The organism is Streptomyces albidicamelliae (genome assembly GCF_025642175.1).
Lineage (GTDB): Bacteria > Actinomycetota > Actinomycetes > Streptomycetales > Streptomycetaceae > Streptomyces > Streptomyces albidocamelliae.
In genome coordinates this window covers 4,237,952-4,254,250 of record NZ_CP106795.1, presented here as the reverse complement: position 1 = coordinate 4,254,250, position 16,299 = coordinate 4,237,952, and the positions used below count along the sequence as shown (strand labels likewise).

Annotated in this window: 19 protein-coding genes; 10 read left to right on the top strand and 9 right to left on the bottom strand. The window is 69.8% G+C overall.

Annotation, left to right across the window (positions count from 1 at the left end; translation table 11 throughout):
• Positions 1-26 precede the first annotated feature (26 nt).
• Both rpsR and rplI read left to right on the top strand, forming a co-directional pair.
• Positions 27-263: a 30S ribosomal protein S18 gene (gene rpsR, locus N8I86_RS19640; protein ID WP_003949403.1), complete on the top strand. Its 237-nt coding sequence runs from the start codon at positions 27-29 to the stop codon at positions 261-263.
• Between the two features lie 18 nt (positions 264-281).
• Positions 282-728, top strand: a complete 447-nt coding sequence (rplI, locus tag N8I86_RS19635; protein ID WP_073887301.1) for a 50S ribosomal protein L9 — start codon at positions 282-284, stop codon at positions 726-728.
• Positions 729-892: 164 nt separating this feature from the next.
• Here rplI and N8I86_RS19630 read toward each other — a convergent pair whose 3' ends face one another.
• The gene (locus tag N8I86_RS19630) at positions 893-2,230 is read right to left on the bottom strand and encodes an MATE family efflux transporter (RefSeq protein ID WP_263278334.1); all 1,338 of its coding nucleotides are present in this window, start codon (positions 2,228-2,230) and stop codon (positions 893-895) included.
• Between the two features lie 481 nt (positions 2,231-2,711).
• On the opposite strand from N8I86_RS19630, the gene dnaB reads away from it, so the two are divergent.
• Positions 2,712-4,190, top strand: a complete 1,479-nt coding sequence (dnaB, locus tag N8I86_RS19625) for a replicative DNA helicase (protein ID WP_263278333.1) — start codon at positions 2,712-2,714, stop codon at positions 4,188-4,190.
• Between the two features lie 84 nt (positions 4,191-4,274).
• Positions 4,275-5,657, top strand: a complete 1,383-nt coding sequence (locus N8I86_RS19620) for a serine hydrolase domain-containing protein (protein WP_263278332.1) — start codon at positions 4,275-4,277, stop codon at positions 5,655-5,657.
• A 66-nt stretch (positions 5,658-5,723) separates the two neighbouring features.
• On the opposite strand, the gene N8I86_RS19615 is transcribed toward N8I86_RS19620, so the two are convergent.
• Both N8I86_RS19615 and N8I86_RS19610 read right to left on the bottom strand, forming a co-directional pair.
• Positions 5,724-6,176, bottom strand: a complete 453-nt coding sequence (locus N8I86_RS19615; protein WP_263278331.1) for a GNAT family N-acetyltransferase — start codon at positions 6,174-6,176, stop codon at positions 5,724-5,726.
• A 9-nt stretch (positions 6,177-6,185) separates the two neighbouring features.
• A complete protein-coding gene (locus N8I86_RS19610; protein WP_073887250.1) occupies positions 6,186-6,644 on the bottom strand; it encodes a MarR family winged helix-turn-helix transcriptional regulator in 459 nt (152 codons plus the stop codon).
• A gap of 142 nt (positions 6,645-6,786) precedes the next feature.
• Here N8I86_RS19610 and N8I86_RS19605 point away from each other — a divergent pair, with 142 nt between their 5' ends.
• Both N8I86_RS19605 and N8I86_RS19600 read left to right on the top strand, forming a co-directional pair.
• Complete coding sequence (locus tag N8I86_RS19605; RefSeq protein ID WP_263278330.1) at positions 6,787-7,995, top strand: MFS transporter; 1,209 nt, start codon at positions 6,787-6,789, stop codon at positions 7,993-7,995.
• 86 nt (positions 7,996-8,081) lie between these two features.
• Positions 8,082-8,501, top strand: a complete 420-nt coding sequence (locus N8I86_RS19600; protein ID WP_073887245.1) for a GlcG/HbpS family heme-binding protein — start codon at positions 8,082-8,084, stop codon at positions 8,499-8,501.
• Between the two features lie 75 nt (positions 8,502-8,576).
• Here the strand turns inward: N8I86_RS19600 and N8I86_RS19595 are convergent, their stop codons facing one another.
• Positions 8,577-9,443, bottom strand: coding sequence for a GNAT family N-acetyltransferase (locus N8I86_RS19595; RefSeq protein WP_263278329.1), 867 nt, complete (start codon positions 9,441-9,443; stop codon positions 8,577-8,579).
• Between the two features lie 152 nt (positions 9,444-9,595).
• Between N8I86_RS19595 and N8I86_RS19590 the strand changes: the two genes are divergently transcribed.
• Positions 9,596-10,228 (top strand): HAD family hydrolase, encoded by a 633-nt coding sequence (locus N8I86_RS19590; protein ID WP_263278328.1) that lies wholly within the window; start codon positions 9,596-9,598, stop codon positions 10,226-10,228.
• Between the two features lie 322 nt (positions 10,229-10,550).
• A complete protein-coding gene (locus N8I86_RS19585; protein ID WP_317633612.1) occupies positions 10,551-11,837 on the top strand; it encodes a globin domain-containing protein in 1,287 nt (428 codons plus the stop codon).
• A 5-nt stretch (positions 11,838-11,842) separates the two neighbouring features.
• Here the strand turns inward: N8I86_RS19585 and N8I86_RS19580 are convergent, their stop codons facing one another.
• The 5 genes from N8I86_RS19580 to N8I86_RS19560 form a co-directional block, all read right to left on the bottom strand.
• Positions 11,843-12,325: an NUDIX domain-containing protein gene (locus N8I86_RS19580; RefSeq protein ID WP_073887237.1), complete on the bottom strand. Its 483-nt coding sequence runs from the start codon at positions 12,323-12,325 to the stop codon at positions 11,843-11,845.
• An 88-nt stretch (positions 12,326-12,413) separates the two neighbouring features.
• Positions 12,414-13,319, bottom strand: coding sequence for a LysR family transcriptional regulator (locus tag N8I86_RS19575; RefSeq protein WP_263278327.1), 906 nt, complete (start codon positions 13,317-13,319; stop codon positions 12,414-12,416).
• Positions 13,320-13,534: 215 nt separating this feature from the next.
• Positions 13,535-14,683 carry a cystathionine gamma-lyase gene (locus N8I86_RS19570; RefSeq protein ID WP_073887233.1) on the bottom strand — a complete coding sequence of 383 codons (1,149 nt, stop codon included), beginning with the start codon at positions 14,681-14,683 and terminating at the stop codon, positions 13,535-13,537.
• Complete coding sequence (locus N8I86_RS19565; RefSeq protein ID WP_073887232.1) at positions 14,680-15,171, bottom strand: low molecular weight protein-tyrosine-phosphatase; 492 nt, start codon at positions 15,169-15,171, stop codon at positions 14,680-14,682. Before N8I86_RS19565 ends, N8I86_RS19570 begins: the two co-directional genes overlap by 4 nt.
• Positions 15,172-15,178: 7 nt before the next feature.
• A complete protein-coding gene (locus N8I86_RS19560; RefSeq protein ID WP_073887230.1) occupies positions 15,179-15,556 on the bottom strand; it encodes a phage holin family protein in 378 nt (125 codons plus the stop codon).
• A 59-nt stretch (positions 15,557-15,615) separates the two neighbouring features.
• Here N8I86_RS19560 and N8I86_RS19555 point away from each other — a divergent pair, with 59 nt between their 5' ends.
• Together N8I86_RS19555 and N8I86_RS19550 are read left to right on the top strand one after the other, a co-directional pair.
• Entirely contained in the window at positions 15,616-15,933 is a 318-nt protein-coding gene (locus N8I86_RS19555; RefSeq protein WP_073887228.1) for a cupin domain-containing protein, read from the top strand.
• Between the two features lie 133 nt (positions 15,934-16,066).
• The gene (locus N8I86_RS19550; protein ID WP_073887226.1) at positions 16,067-16,279 is read left to right on the top strand and encodes a DUF5326 family protein; all 213 of its coding nucleotides are present in this window, start codon (positions 16,067-16,069) and stop codon (positions 16,277-16,279) included.
• The last annotated feature ends 20 nt before the right edge of the window (positions 16,280-16,299 follow it).

The following is a 16,299-nucleotide window of genomic DNA, read 5'->3' as shown; positions in this document are numbered from 1 at the left end:
CTTCTTGATCACACAGGAGAAACACCATGGCGAAGCCGCCTGTGCGCAAGCCTAAGAAGAAGGTCTGCGCTTTCTGCAAGGACAAGGTCACGTACGTGGACTACAAGGACACGAACATGCTGCGGAAGTTCATTTCCGACCGCGGCAAGATCCGTGCCCGCCGCGTGACCGGCAACTGCACGCAGCACCAGCGTGACGTCGCCACGGCCGTCAAGAACAGCCGTGAGATGGCGCTGCTGCCCTACACGTCCACCGCGCGCTAAGGGAAGGGTGACCGAAACATGAAGATCATCCTCACCCACGAGGTGTCCGGTCTCGGTGCCGCCGGCGACGTCGTCGACGTCAAGGACGGTTACGCTCGCAACTACCTGATCCCGCGGAACTTCGCTATCCGCTGGACCAAGGGTGGCGAGAAGGACGTGGAGCAGATCCGCCGCGCCCGCAAGATCCACGAGATCCAGACCATCGAGCAGGCCAACCAGATCAAGGGCCAGCTCGAGGGCGTCAAGGTCCGTCTGGCCGTCCGCTCCGGCGACTCCGGCCGTCTCTTCGGTTCCGTCACCCCGGCCGACATCGCTTCCGCGATCAAGGCTTCCGGTGGCCCCGAGGTGGACAAGCGCCGCATCGAGCTGACCGCTCCGATCAAGACCCTGGGCGCCCACGAGACGTCCGTGCGTCTGCACCCCGAGGTTGCCGCCAAGGTCAACATCGAGGTCGTCGCGGGCTGATCGCGAGCTTTCTCGAGCAGTCCTGAAAGGGGCCGCACCCTTCGCGGGTGCGGCCCCTTTTCGGTGGCTCGGTGTCCGACCCACCCGGGAGATACAGAGCCGGCTGCTGCGGGGTGGGGGTGTTTCACGTGAAACACCCCAGCCCTCCGCGCCATGTGGAACGGTCAGCGGGTCGCGCCCGTCACGATCCAGCGGCCGGAACGCATGCGCAGCCAGAGCGTCAGCATGCGGACCGTCATCATCAGCGTCATCGCAGCCCAGAGGGCGGTGAGACCGCCACCGATGGTGGGGACGAGCAGCGCCACGGGAGCGAACACCGCCAGCGTGACGACCATGGCCCAGGCCAGGTACGGGCCGTCGCCCGCACCCATCAGGACGCCGTCCAGGACGAAGACGATCCCGCAGATCGGCTGCGAGAGCGCCACCATCAGAAGTGCGGGCAGCGCCGCGTTCCTGACCAGCGAGTCATCGGTGAAGAGCGGCAAAAAGAGTGGCCGGGCGGCGACCACGAGCAGGCCGAGGACGAGGCCGGTCGCGATGCCCCACTGGACCATCCGGCGGCAGGCCTCGCGTGCGCCCTGGGCGTCGTCCGCGCCGAGGTAGCGGCCGATGATCGCCTGCCCGGCGATCGCGATCGCGTCGAGAGCGAAGGCCAGCAGGCTCCACAGGGACAGGATGATCTGATGGGCGGCTATGTCCGCGTCACCGAGGTGGGCCGCGACCACCGTGGCGATCATCAGGACCGCCCGCAGGGACAGCGTGCGGACCAGGAGAGGGACGCCTGCCTGTGCCGAGGCTCGGATACCGGCCGCGTTGGGGCGAAGGGAGGCTCCGTGACGGCGGGCTCCGCGCACGACGACGGCAAGGTAGACGGCGGCCATGCCGCACTGCGCGATGACCGTGCCCCAGGCCGAACCGGCGATACCGAGTCCGGCGCCGTAGACGAGGGCCGCGTTGAGCGCACCGTTGGCGATGAAGCCGGCGATGGCGACGTAGAGAGGGGTGCGGGTGTTCTGCAGTCCACGCAGAACTCCTGTCGCGGCCAGGACGATGAGCATCGCCGGGATGCCCAGTGCGGAGATGCGCAGATACGTCGTGGCGTAGGGGGCCGCCGTCGAGGAGGCTCCGAAGAGCCCCACGATGCCGGGGGCCAGCGGGAGGACGAGGGCGATGACGGCACTGCCCAACAGCAGAGCCAGCCAGATGCCGTCCATGCCCTGCCGGATGGCGGCCGGCAGGTCTCCGGCGCCAACGCGGCGGGCGACGGCGGCCGTGGTGGCGTAGGCGAGGAAGACGAAGACGCTCACGGCGGTGGTTAGGAGCGCCGAGGCGACCCCCAGGCCGGCGAGTTGTGCGGTCCCGAGATGGCCGACGATCGCGCTGTCCGCCATGACGAAGAGGGGCTCCGCGACCAGAGCGCCGAAGGCCGGGACGGCCAGCGCGACGATCTCTCGGTCGTGCCGCCGACGGGTGACCTCGGGTCTAGCGGGAGCCTGTGTCATGAGCACTAATCTAATCGTCCACAGGTAAGAGATGCAAATGGGTAGTGACCCTTACTCCACTCTGCGGGCCACACCCTTTCGGGCGCCGTTCGAGGCGATCTTGGTCCGACTGGGAAAGTTTTTCTTCTGCACAGGCGGTGGACGGCAAAGCTGCAGGTCAAGCGGATGACCAAGAAAGCAGCGAGGGCTTGTTCACAGGGCTGTCCACCGGGTCGTGCACAGGTTTCGCCGAGTTCTCCACAGCATCGGAGCGGTCGTCCACATGGCCTGTGGATAACCAGATTGGCTGACGGTGCCGACAGGCCTACCGTGGTCCGGCGCCTGCTCCTTTCCCCGGCCCGGGAGGTGCGTCCTTCGCGGCCCTGGAACCGTCATAAATCCGACGCGCCAGAACCGGAGTTGGGTCTCTTAGTTGTCAGTGTCGTGCCGTACAAAAGAGGTCACGGCGAGGTCCGCCGCGCGGACGGGAGGAGGTGGCTCGGTGAGCATTTCCGAGCCCTTGGACGATCCGTGGGCCGACGCCGGACCCAGTGATCGTCTGCCCGCCTCCCGTCGGCGGAGCGACAGCGGCCGGGGCCGCGACGAACAGCACGACCGCGGCAGGGAGAACGGCGGCTGGGACGGCGGAGGTTCGTCCTTCGAGCGGGTCCCCCCGCAGGACCTGGATGCCGAGCAGTCGGTGCTGGGCGGCATGCTGCTGTCCAAGGACGCCATCGCCGACGTCGTCGAGATCCTCAAGGGCCACGACTTCTACAAGCCCGCGCACGAGACGATCTACCAGGCGATCCTCGACGTCTACGCCAAGGGCGAGCCGGCCGACCCGATCACCATCGCGGCCGAACTCACCAAGCGCGGTGAGATCAACAAGGTCGGCGGCGCCGCGTATCTGCACACGCTCGTCCAGACGGTGCCGACGGCCGCCAACGCCGAGTACTACGCGGAGATCGTCCACGAGCGGGCCGTGCTGCGCCGCCTGGTGGAAGCCGGAACGCGCATCACCCAGATGGGATACGCGGCCGACGGCGACGTGGACGAGATCGTCAACAGCGCCCAGGCCGAGATCTACGCCGTCACCGAGCAGCGCACCAGCGAGGACTACCTGCCGCTGGGCGACATCATGGAGGGCGCCCTCGACGAGATCGAGGCGATCGGCTCGCGCAGTGGTGAGATGACCGGTGTGCCGACCGGCTTCACCGACTTCGACTCGCTGACGAACGGTCTGCACCCCGGTCAGATGATCGTCATCGCCGCCCGTCCCGCCATGGGTAAGTCGACCCTCGCGCTGGACTTCGCGCGGGCCGCCTCGATCAAGAACAACCTGCCGAGTGTGATCTTCTCGCTCGAGATGGGCCGCAACGAGATCGCCATGCGTCTGCTGTCCGCCGAGGCCAGGGTCGCTCTGCACCACATGCGCTCCGGCACGATGACCGACGAGGACTGGACGCGGCTCGCCCGCCGCATGCCCGACGTCTCGGCCGCGCCGCTCTACATCGACGACTCCCCGAACCTGTCGATGATGGAGATCCGCGCCAAGTGCCGGCGGCTCAAGCAGCGCAACGACCTGAAGCTGGTCGTCATCGACTACCTCCAGCTGATGCAGTCCGGCGGCTCCAAGCGCGCCGAGAGCCGGCAGCAGGAGGTCTCGGACATGTCCCGTAACCTCAAGCTGCTCGCCAAGGAGCTGGAGGTCCCGGTCATCGCGCTCTCCCAGCTCAACCGTGGTCCGGAGCAGCGCACCGACAAGAAGCCGATGGTCTCCGACCTGCGTGAGTCCGGCTCCATCGAGCAGGACGCCGACATGGTCATCCTGCTGCACCGCGAGGACGCCTACGAGAAGGAGTCCCCGCGCGCGGGTGAGGCCGACCTGATCGTGGCCAAGCACCGAAACGGCCCGACCGCGACGATCACGGTCGCGTTCCAGGGTCACTACTCCCGCTTCGTGGACATGGCCCAGACCTGATCCCGTCCGCACCGCTCAGCCGGCGCGCCCGCTGAGCGGTGAAATGGATTCGACGTCCGGCGCGGCAGCCGGTGGACTGGGCCCATGACGACACCTCACGAAGCACTGCTGCCCGCGACCCGGCGCGCCCTGCTGCACCGGATCGCCGTCGCGCAGACCGAAGGGCGGGCGCCGTCGTTGGTGGCCGCCGTCGTACGGGGCGGACAGGCGGTGTGGCACGGGGCGCGGACCTCGGTGGACGGGCACGGGCCCGACGAGAACGTGCAGTACCGGATCGGGTCCATCACGAAGACCTTCACCGCCGTGCTGGTGATGCGGCTGCGGGACGAAGGACTCCTCGACCTCGGGGACCCACTGGAGAAGCATCTGCCGGGTACCGGCGCGGGGGAGGCGACGATCGCCCAACTGCTCGCGCACACCGCCGGTCTGGCCGCCGAGTCACCCGCGCCCTGGTGGGAGAGGACCCCCGGGTCGCTGCGGCCCGAGCTGGGCGACGTGCTCGGTGAACAGCCCCTCCTGCATCCCGTCGGCCGGCGGCACCACTACTCCAACCCCGGTTACACGGTGCTGGGTGCGCTGGTGGAGGAACTTCGCGGGGCTCCCTGGGAGGAGGTGCTGCGCGCCGAGATCCTGGAGCCGCTCGGTCTGCGGCGCACGAGCGCGCAGCCCGAGCCGCCGAGCGCGGGAGGATGGGCCGTGCACCCCTGGGCCGACGCCCTCCTGCCCGAGCCGCTGGAGGACCTGGGCCGGATGGCGCCGGCCGGGCAGCTGTGGTCGACCACCGGAGACCTCGCCCGGTTCGCCGCTTTCCTGGCCCGCGGTGACGACCGGGTGCTGAGCGCGGAGTCGGTGCTGGAGATCCGGACTCCGGCGGCGCCCGCCGAGGCCGCCGATGTGCTGGAGGGGACCGGTTACGGCCTGGGCATGCAGATCCAGCGCCGCGACGGCAGGCTGCTCGTCGGGCACTCCGGTTCGCTGCCCGGCTTCCTGGCGAACCTCACCATCGGTGTGGAGGACGACGTCGCCGCCGTGGTGCTCGCCAACTGCACCAGTGGACCGCTGCTGGGTGCGGTGGGCGCCGACCTGGTACGGATCGTCGCCGAGGCGGAGCCCCGGATCCCCGAGCCCTGGCGGCCGCTGCGGGAGGTCGAGCCGGCGGCCTTGGAGCTGGCGGGGCAGTGGTACTGGGGGACGCACGCGTTCGGTCTGCGAGTGACCGCAGACGGCCTGATCGCCCTGGGGCCACTGACCGGTGGCGGCCGCCGTGCCCGCTTCCGTTCGCTCGGGGACGGCACCTGGATGGGCCTGGAGGGCTATTACGCCGGAGAGTTGCTGCGGCCCGTGCGGAGGCCGGACGGGTCGCTGAGTCACCTCGACCTCGGCTCGTTCGTCTTCACCCGGCAGCCCTACGACACCGAGGCGCCGGTACCGGGCGGTGTGGACCCCGAAGGCTGGCGGGGCCTTTAGTAGCGGTCAGCGCGAGGGGGGCGTTTCACGTGAAACGCCCCCCTCCGCGCAGCTGTTGCGGTTCGGTCAGAGCCGCATCTTGAAACCCTCGTGCGAGGCCGTGAAGCCCAGCCGCTCGTAGAAGCGGTGAGCGTCGGTACGCGACTTGTCGGAGGTCAGCTGCACCATGACGGAGTCGAGCTGCCGGGACCGGTCCACCGCCCATTCGATGAGGCGGCTGCCCAGTCCGCTGCCCCGCTCGTCCGAGTGGATCCGTACGGCCTCGATGAGCGCGCGGGTCGCCCCTTGGTGGGAGAGCCCGGGAATGATCGTGAGCTGGAGGGTGCCGATCACCCGCCCCGCGCGCTCGGCGACGACGAGATGCTGGTTCGGATCGGCATCCAGGCGCTTCAGCGCGGCCAGGTACGGGCTCAGGTCGTGAGGTGACTCGCGCTGGGCGCCGAGAGGGTCGTCGGCGAGCATGGCGACGATCGCCGGCAGGTCACCGGGCGTCGCGTCCCGTATTTCAAGATCTTCCATGTCCGCACCCTATGCGGGCACGTTCAGGGACTCCACGACCCTTACGAGCGGCGCCAGTTCAGGGTTGCGGGAGGCGTCGTCCAGAGCCTCGCGCAGAGCGGCGTCATTGGTCGGCCGCGCCTCCTCCAGCAGTCGCAACCCCGCCTCGGTGACGTTGGTGTAGATGCCGCGCCGGTCCGTGGGGCACAGGTAGCGCTCCAGCAGGCCGCGGTCCTCCAGCCGGGTCACCAGGCGCGTGGTGGCGCTCTGGCTGAGCACGACCGCGTCGGCGACCTGCTTCATCTGCAGATGTCCGCCGTCGCCGTCGTGCTGTCGGCTGAGTACATCGAGCAGGGAGTACTCGCGCACGCTGAGGTCGTGCTTCGCCTGCAGGGCGCGCTCGATGTGCGCCTCGATCCTCCCGTGCAGCGCAGAGAGGGCGCACCAGCCCTGCGCGAGAGCGGTGAGCGCGGGGTCCGTCGCTGTCATGGGGTTCTCCTCCGTCCCGGAGCGGCTGCGTCAAGGGTAGAACACGTCCGCAATATCCTGCGGTTGCATGTAGCCCGCGTCTGCAACTATTGTGAACGCACGCAACGCGCTCCTGCAATCTTCCCGGAAGGTGTACCCCCACATGCCTCTCGCGCTTCTCGCCCTCGCGATCGGGGCCTTCGGCATCGGAACGACCGAGTTCGTCATCATGGGCTTGCTTCCCGAGGTCGCGGGCGATTTCGGGGTCTCCATCCCCACGGCGGGCCTGCTCGTGACCGGCTACGCCTTGGGCGTGGTCATCGGAGCCCCGCTGATGACCGTGCTCGGCACCAAGGTCCCGCGCAAGCGGATGCTGATGCTGCTGATGGGCCTCTTCATCGCCGGGAACCTGCTCTCCGCGGTGGCCCCCGCATTCGGCGTCATGCTGATCGGACGGGTGGTCGCCTCACTCGCCCACGGAGCCTTCTTCGGCATCGGCTCGGTCGTCGCGGCCGAACTCGTGGCACCCGACAAAAAGGCCGGCGCCATCGCCATGATGTTCACCGGTCTGACCGTCGCCAATGTCGTCGGCGTCCCGCTGGGCACGCTCGTCGGGCAGACCGTCGGCTGGCGGGTCACCTTCGCGGTCGTCGCCGCCCTCGGAGTCCTCGGTCTCGTCGGCATCGCCAAGCTGGTGCCCGAGCTGCCGCGGCCCAAGGGCGTGCAGCTACGACACGAACTGGCCGCCTTCAAGAACGCCCAGGTCCTGCTCGCCATGGCGATGACCGTCCTCGGCTTCGGCGGTGTCTTCGCGGCCATCACCTACATCGCACCGATGATGACCCACATCGCCGGCTTCGCCGACGGCTCGGTCACCTGGCTGCTGGTCCTCTTCGGCCTCGGCATGGTCGGCGGCAACCTGGTCGGCGGCAAGTTCGCCGACCGCGCCCTGATGCCCATGCTCTACGTCTCCCTCGGCGCCCTCGCGGTCGTCCTGGCGCTCTTCACGCTGACCGCCCACAACAAGATCGCGGCCGCCGTGACCATCGCCCTGATCGGCGCGCTGGGCTTCGCGACCGTTCCGCCGCTGCAGAAGCGCGTCCTCGACCAGGCGCACGGCGCGCCGACACTGGCCTCGGCCGTGAACATCGGCGCCTTCAACCTGGGCAACGCCCTCTCCGCCTGGCTCGGCGGCATCGTGATCGCGGCGGGCTTCGGATACACCGCGCCCAACTGGGTCGGCGCTGCCCTCGCCGCGGCCGCCCTGGTCCTCGCCGTCCTCTCCGCGGCCCTGGAGCGCAGGGACGCAGGCCACGGCACCGTGACCGCGTCCGGTGCCCACGCCGAACAGCGGACGCCCATCCACCACTGAGCCGCCTCGGCTTCCCCGTACGCCCGTACCGGGTGCGTCCCGGTTCGGCAGACATCCACCCCCGGCACCACCAAGGAGAAAGCTCCATGAGCACCACCGTCGTCGCCCCGCTCACCATCGAGGACGCCGAGCTGCTCGTCGCCACGGCCCGTCGCGCGGCAGAGGACGCCGGAGTCACCGTCAGCGTCACCGTCCTGGACGCCGGCGGCCACCTGCTGGCCTTCCGCCGGGACGACCGGGCGGTGCTGATCTCCGGCGAGACCAGCACCCGCAAGGCCTACACGGCGCTGCAGCTGAACGCTCCCACCGCAGACCTGGTCGACGCCGTGCAGCCCGGCGGTCTCTTCCATACCCTGCCCACGGCCCTCGACCGCCCCCTGCTCTTCATCGCGGGCGGCCTGCCCGTGCACCGGGACGGCCGGCTGATCGGCGCGATCGGCGTCGGCGGTGGCGCACCGGACCAGGATCACGGCTTCGCCACCGCGGCCGTGCAGGCGCTCGTCTGATCACCGGGTCCGGACGGACGACGCCGGCCCTCCACCGCATCGGGCGGTGGAGGGCCGGCGTTCGCCGTACTCCGCTCAGCCCGCGGCCACCGTCAGCGGGGCGAACCGCCGTGTCCAGTCCCCCGGGAGGTCCGTGATCCCGTAGGTCATCACGGCGTTGAACGCCACCGAGGCCAGCCCACGGGCCTTCGCCCACGCCAGCAGCTCCTCATGGCGTACGTCGATGTCGGTGCGCAGCGGGCGGTCCGTGAGAGCGGCCAGGGACGCGATGAGGGCCTTGGCGGTCTCGGTGTCCCGGGCGATCAGCGGGCCGACCACATGGGTGTCCATGTTGGGCCATGCGCCCGCGTAGCCGATGACCCGGCCGTCCTCCTCCGCGACCCGCAGCTGGTCGGCGAAGGCAGGCAGCCGGGCGATGAGGGGCGTGCGATCGGCACCGAACACCTCCTCGTCGAGACGCAGGATCGCGGGAAGGTCCTCGGCGGTGGCGGCCCGTGTCGACACCCCCGGCTCCGCGCCACCGGGAGTGAAGTGACCCTTCAGCATCTCCGCCCGGCCCGTCGTCTTGAAGCCCAGCTCCTCGTACAGGGGCCGTCCGTAGGGTGTGGCGTGCAGAGTCAGCGGGGTGGTCCCCATGGCCGCCACGACGTGCCGCATCAGGCGGCGCCCGACGCCCTTCCGCGCATGACGGTCGGCCACCAGCACCATGCCGATGGCGCCCAGTTCCGGCCGGTCCCAGGCCCCGTACTCGGTGACGACGCACGCGGCGAGAAGACCGCCTTCGGGATCGTCGATGCCGAAGCCCTTTCCGGCCGTCAGGAGGAAGCCCCACTTGTGTTCTTCACGTGGCCACCCCCGGTCCTCGGACAAGTCCGCGCAGGAAGCCAGATCGCGGAGGGTCAGACGGCGGATGGGCAGAGAAGCGAGGGAAGGAGTCGGCACGCAGGTCAGGCTGTCCGACCGGCACCCCCGGCGTCCACCCGTTTCGACGGACACGCACGTGCTTTTGGCCATGCCGTAGCCCTCTGCATAGCTCCCGGACAGCTGCCGGTGTTTCACGTGAAACAACGGCAGCCCGGTTAGCCTTCTGGGCCATGGCGAGACTTCATCTCTTCGATCTCGACGGCACACTGCTGCACGGCACCACGGCCCCGGTGGAGATCTCCCGCCAGCTCGGGCTGGAGGCGGAGACGGTCGCACTGGACCGCGCGATAGGGGCAGGGCTGATCGGGCCGCCGGAATATGCGGCTCAGGTGTACGACCTCTGGGCGGGCCTGACCGAGGCGCATGTGACCGCCGCATTCGAGGCGGCTCCCTGGCTCACCCGGATCCGCGAGGTGTGGGCGGAGATCCGCAGCGCGGGCGAGTACTGCGCCGTGGTGTCGCTGTCCCCTTCCTTCTTCGTGGAGCGTCTGCTGGAGTGGGGCGCTCACGCGACCCACGGCTCCCGATTCCCGGCCGTGCCGTTCACCGAGCCCGTCGACCCCGCCGGGGCGCTCAGTGCCGCGGCCAAGGTGACCATCGCGGACCGGCTCTGTGCCGAGTTCGGCGTGGCGCGGGCGGACTGCGTGGCGTACGGGGACTCCTCGTCGGACAAGGAGCTGTTTGCGGTTGTACCGGTTTCCGTTGCGGTCAACGCGGACGGTCACCTGGCCGGCCTCGCGACCCATTCCTACACCGGGCGCGACCTGTGGGATGCCTATGAACTCGTAGCCGGACTCAGCTAGTTGAGGTAGGCCGAGGGCGCTCTGCCTCTGCTCGGCAGGCGCCGCGGACCGGGGGACTTGTGTGCGCGCCGATGGCCGGTAGGGTCGACTCCGGTTCACGTCCGGGATCGAGTGCACGTTCTGTGTGGGCCGAGAGCAGGGCAGCAGCGTAACGGGACGGAGAGATCGAAGGCCCGCGTTTACGCGTACACAACCGCGGCATCCGATCCGGGTGGGAGGCTGCGGAGCGAGTGCTACGGGCCGGCCGCCCGCCGGGGGAAGCAGGCACCTTCCGAGGCGGAGGTGCGCAGACCGACCGAGAGATGTTCGAGGCGAGGGCACCATGGACGCTCCGACCACCACGTCGGGGGAGTACGACACGTCGGACGGAGGCGGCTGGTTCGCGTCGCACCCGTCGTCATCCCCTCCGCCGCGCGGTGGTGATCAGGAGACGCATGCCGGCGCCCCGGCCCCGCCACATGTGCCGGAGCGGCGGACGATGCCGGCCCCGGGGGCGGCGTCCGCGGACGCGGCGCGCATCCGCCGGACGATGGCCGAGATCGGACCCGTCGCCGACAAGGTCACCTCGTACTTCTACGCCCTGCTCTTCGTCCGTCACCCCGAGCTGCGGCCGCTGTTCCCCGCCGCGATGGACGTGCAGCGGGACCGCTTGCTGAAGGCCCTCCTCATAGCGGCCGAGCATCTGGACAACACCGCCGTCCTCGTCGACTACCTGAAGAACCTGGGCCGCGGACACCGCAAGTACGGGACGCACGCCGCGCACTATCCGGCGGTCGGCGAGTGCCTGATCGGTGCGCTGAGCCAGTACGCCGCCGACTGGAACCGGGAGACCGAGGCCGCCTGGGTCCGGGCGTACACGACGATCTCCCAGGTCATGATCGACGCGGCGGCGGCCGACGAACTGCGGGCGCCCGCCTGGTGGCAGGCCGAGGTCGTCACCCACGACCTCAGGACCCCTGATGTCGCGGTCGTCACCGTCCGCCCGGACCAGCCCTATCCGTTCCTCGCCGGTCAGTACACGAGTGTCGAGACGCCGTGGTGGCCACGGGTGTGGCGGCACTACTCCTTCGCCTCCGCACCCCGCGCGGACGGCCTGCTGACCTTTCATGTGAAGGCCGTGACGGCAGGATGGGTCTCGCGTGCGCTGGTGCACCGAGCCCGACCCGGAGACGTCATACGCCTCGGCCCGCCGACCGGGTCGATGACCGTCGACCACACCACCGACAGCGGGATGCTGTGCCTCGGCGGCGGGACGGGCATAGCGCCCATCAAGGCACTGGTCGAGGATGTCGCCGAGCGCGGTGCCCGCCGGCAGGTCGAGGTGTTCTACGGCGCGCGTACCGACCATGACCTCTACGACATCGACACCCTGCTCGGTCTCCAGCAGGGCAACCCCTGGCTCTCGGTCCGGGCCGTGACCGACCAGCAGGCCCGCCTGCGGCTTCCCGACGCCATCCGTGTCTACGGCCCCTGGAAGGAGTTCGACGCCTATCTGTCGGGCCCGCCCGGGATGATCCGCAGCGGTGTCCACGCGCTCCGGGACATCGGCATCCCGCCGGGCCGCATACGGCACGACTCGGTGGAGGAGCTTCTCCTCGCGGGGGACTGACCGCGCTAACCGAGGTCGGGAGCGTGCATGGCACGCACCCCTTCGATGTTGCCGTCGAGGTAATGGCGCAGCGACAGCGGGACGAGGTGCACGGAGGCGATGCCGACGCGGGTGAACGGGATCCGGACGATCTCGTACTCCCCGGCCGGCTCGTCCACTTCGGGGCCATGACGCAGGGACGGGTCCATGGACTCGAGCCGGCAGACGAAGAAGTGCTGCACCTTTACGCCGGTGGCGCCGCCGTCCTCGCCGATGTGCTCGACGGTGTCCACGAAACAGGGGACCACATCGGTGATCTTGGCGCCGAGTTCTTCGTACACCTCACGGTGCAGGGCGTCCACAACGGTCGGGTCGCCGGGCTCGACCCCCCCACCGGGGGTCACCCAGTACGGATCGACACCAGGCTTGGTGCGCTTGATCAGGATCAGGTCGCCACCGTCCAGCAGAACGGCACGGGCGGTGCGCTTGACCACGGGTCGGACGGTCATGGGAGAAATGTGGCCCGGCTGGTTCCACGTGAAACATCGCGAAGCGTCGGCGGACGACCGCAGCGCGTGCACTCCCCTGTCCGGGCCCTCACAACCAGGTCGTGGCCGCCCGTCGCAGCCACTCGTGGGCCCGGGCGATATGCGGCAGGGCCAGGGTGCCGGTGCGCACGACCAGGAAGTAGGTGCGCAGCGGCGGCACGGCCGGCTCGTGCAGGGTCACGATCGTGCCCTGATCGAAAGCGGGTGCGCACAGGTAGCGGGGCAGCACGGCCAGCCCCGCGCCCGCGATCGCGCAGGAGAGCACGGCCCGTAGGTCGGGGACGACGACCGCGCCCGAAGCGGCGGGCCGGGAGTCGAAGACGGAGGCCCAGTAGCGCGCGACGAGCGGCAGCGACTCGTGCACCTCGACGACGGGCAGGTTCTCCAGAGCGGGCGCGCCCTTCAGGCGCAGCGTGTCCGGGCCGATCCGTTCCGCCCAGCGGGGCGCGGCGACCAGCACGTGCTCCTCGTCGCAGAGCGGAGTCGCGGTGAGCAGGGCCCCGCGCGGCCGGGCCGTGCTGATGGCCAGATCATGGTGCCCGGCCGCGAGCCCGTCCAGCGCCTCCTCGGCGGTCCCGAAGGAGGCGCGCAGCGTGAATCCCTGGCCGTCGTCGCCGGTCAGCTCCGTGAGGGCGGGCAGAGCGCGCTCGGCGGTGAACTCCGGCGGACCGGCGAGGTGCAGCGTCCGCAGCGACGAGTCGTCGTCCAGACCGCTCTCCGCTATCTCCACCAGGGCGTCGAGATGGGGTGCGGCTTTGTGGGCGAGTTCGTCGCCGGTGGTCGTCGGGGTCACGCCCCTGGCCCGGCGGAGGAAGAGGGGCCTGCCCAGTTGCCGCTCCAGCGTGCGGATCTGCGAGGTGACCGCCGGCTGGGAGAGCCCGAGCAGAGCTGCGGCGCGGGTGAAGGAACCGGCCCGGTGCACGGTGACGAAGGTCCGCAGCAAGGCCAGATCCATGGCGTGCCCTCCCTTGTCCCTGCTTCCGCCGGCCCCCGGGCAGACACCAACTATAAATATGTCGATAGGTCTCTGTCTCTAGCGTGATTGGACACTGACACAGAGTCAACTAGCCTTGAGCGCGCGGTTCTTCGCGCGCGGAACCGGGACGGTCCGAGCCACGAGGGGGGAGGCTCGGACCGTCCGCAGACATCAGCGGACGGAGCCGTTCCCGGTCACTCGGCGGACGCGTCCAGGGCGCGGAGCAGGTCGGCCACCAGGTCCTCGGGGTCCTCGGCGCCGACGGACAGACGGATGAAGCCCTCCGGGACCGCGTCCCCGCCCCAGCGGCGCCGGCGCTCGGCCGTCGAGCGCACCCCGCCGAAGCTCGTCGCGTCCTCCACCAACCGCAGGGCCTCCAGGAAACGCTCCGCACGCGCGCGCGTGGGCAGCGTGAACGAGACGACGCAGCCGTAGCGTCGCATCTGCTGCGAGGCGATCTTGTGCGAGGGGTCGTCGGGCAGTCCGGGGTAGCGCAGGTCGGCCACCTCGGGCCGCTGCCGCAGGGCCTCGGCGACGGTGAGGGCCGTCGCGTTCTGCCGGTCCACGCGCAGCTGGAGCGTGGCGATGGAGCGGTGCGCGAGCCAGGCCTCCATGGGCCCGGAAATCGCGCCGACGATCTTCCGCCAGCGCCGTACGGCGGCCATCGCCTCGGCGTCGCGGCCGGCCACATAGCCCAGCAGGACGTCTCCGTGCCCGGTCAGCTGCTTGGTACCGCTGGCCACGGAGAAGTCGGCGCCCAGCTCCAGCGGGCGCTGACCGAGCGGCGTGGCGAGCGTGTTGTCGACGGCCACCAGGGCGCCGCGCGCGTGTGCCGCCTCCACCAGCCGCCGGATGTCGCAGACGTCGAGCCCGGGGTTCGACGGGGTCTCGATCCACAGCAGCTTGGCGCCGTCGAGGACCTCCAGCTGGGCGTCGCCGCCGGTGGGCGCGGTGCGCACCTCCACGCCGTACGCCTCCAGCTGGGCGCGGACCATCGGCAGCACCTGATAGCCGTCGGAGGGCAGTACGACGGCGTCCCCGGCACGCAGCTGGGAGAAGAGCGCCGCGGAGATCGCCGCCATGCCGGAGGCGAACACCAGCGTCTCGACGTCCTCCCGGCCGGGCGCCTCCAGCTCACCGATGGCGCGCTCCAGCAGCGTCCAGGTCGGGTTGTCGTCACGGCCGTACGAGTACGGTCCCGTCACCTCGCCGGGCAGGTGGAAGTGGGCCGCGAACACCGGGCCCGGCAGGGTCGGCTCGTGCTTGACCGGCTCGGGCAGCCCCGCCCGTACCGCGCGCGTGCCGTCGCCGGTGCGCCCCTCGTTGCTGGTCGCGTCGCTCATGCGGCCCGTCCTTCCAGTCGTTCCCTCACCTCGGCGAGCAGACCGGTGCTCGCAGCTTCAACCATCTCAAGACACTCCTCGAAGCCGTCCGGCCCCCCGTAGTACGGGTCGGGCACGTCGAGGTCGTCGGCGGCGGAAGGGTCGTACGAGCGCAGCAGACGAACCTTGCGGGCGTCCTCCTCGGTGGGCGCGAGCCGGCGCAGGGCCGTGAGGTGGCTGAGGTCGAGGGCGATCACCAGGTCCAGCCGGGCGAACCACGACGGCTGGAACCGGCGGGCGACGTGCTCGGCGTCGTACCCGTGCTCCTCCAGGATCCGGACGGTGCGCGGGTCGGCGGCCTCACCCTCGTGCCAGCCGCCGGTGCCCGCGCTGTCGGCCTCCACCCGGTCCCCGAGGCCGGCCTCCGCCAGGCGCGCGCGGAACACGGATTCGGCCATCGGGGAGCGGCAGATGTTCCCGGTGCACACGAAGCAGACGCGGTAGGTCATGGCGCGCTCAGTCCTCGTCGGGCAGGACGACGTGCAGGGCCCAGGAGACGATGGAGATGATCAGACCGCCGAGTACGGCCGTCCAGAAGCCCTCCACATGGAAGCTCAGGTCGAGCTTGCCGCACACCCAGGACGTCAACAGCAGCATCAGCGCGTTGACGACCAGGGTGATCAACCCCAGGGTCAGGATGAACAGGGGGAACGTGAGCACCTTGAGTATCGGCTTTACCAGCCAGTTCACCAAGCCGAAGATCAGCGCCACGACGATCAGCGTGCCGGCCTTCTTGGCCGTGCTGTCACCGGTCAGGGTGATCTTGTCGAGCAGCCACACAGCGACCGCCAGGGCGCCCGCGTTGGCGATCGTCTTGACTACGAAATTCTTCATGTGTCTGATCGTGGCAGACCTGATCGGCAGTGGGCAGTGAGACGAGGGCGGCAACGGCGATGAAGGCATTCCGGCTGGACGAACTGGAGGCGGAGCGTGCCGCCAACGAGGGTGCCTACCTGCAATTCCTGCGCGAGCGGAACATGTCGGTCGGCCTCTACGCCCTCGACGCGGGCGAGCACGACCCGCAGCAGCCGCACCACCAGGACGAGGTGTACTTCGTCGTCAGCGGTCGCGCGTCGATCACGGTCGGTCTGGAGACGACCGAGGTGGCCCGGGGCAGCGTCGTGTACGTGCCCGCTGGTGTCGCTCACAAGTTCCACCACATCAGCGAGGACCTGAGGGTTCTGGTCGTCTTCTCTCCGCCCGAGGCGTGAGCCCGGACCTCGGGGTTCCCTAGGGGACGGGTCAGGGGACGACAAGGGGTGCGGATGCTCCGTCGGGCCCCTGCCCGGCCCTAGCATCGAGTGCAGAACAACGACAACGCACGAGACGCAAAGGACGAGGGCGATGCGAGAGATCTTCGCGGGACTGCCGTGGTGGGTGAAGTGGGTCGCGGTGCCGGTCATCGCGCTGGTCGTGTTCGGCGGTCTGATAGCGACCGTCGTCGGGTTCGTGATCGGCCTGCTCTTCAAGGCGCTGGTCTTCGTCGCCCTGGTCGGCGGGCTGATCTACATCGTGCGCAAGTTCATGTCGAACTCCTCCTCGCGCAGCGACTGGTGAGGCACCCGGGGACCGGTGAC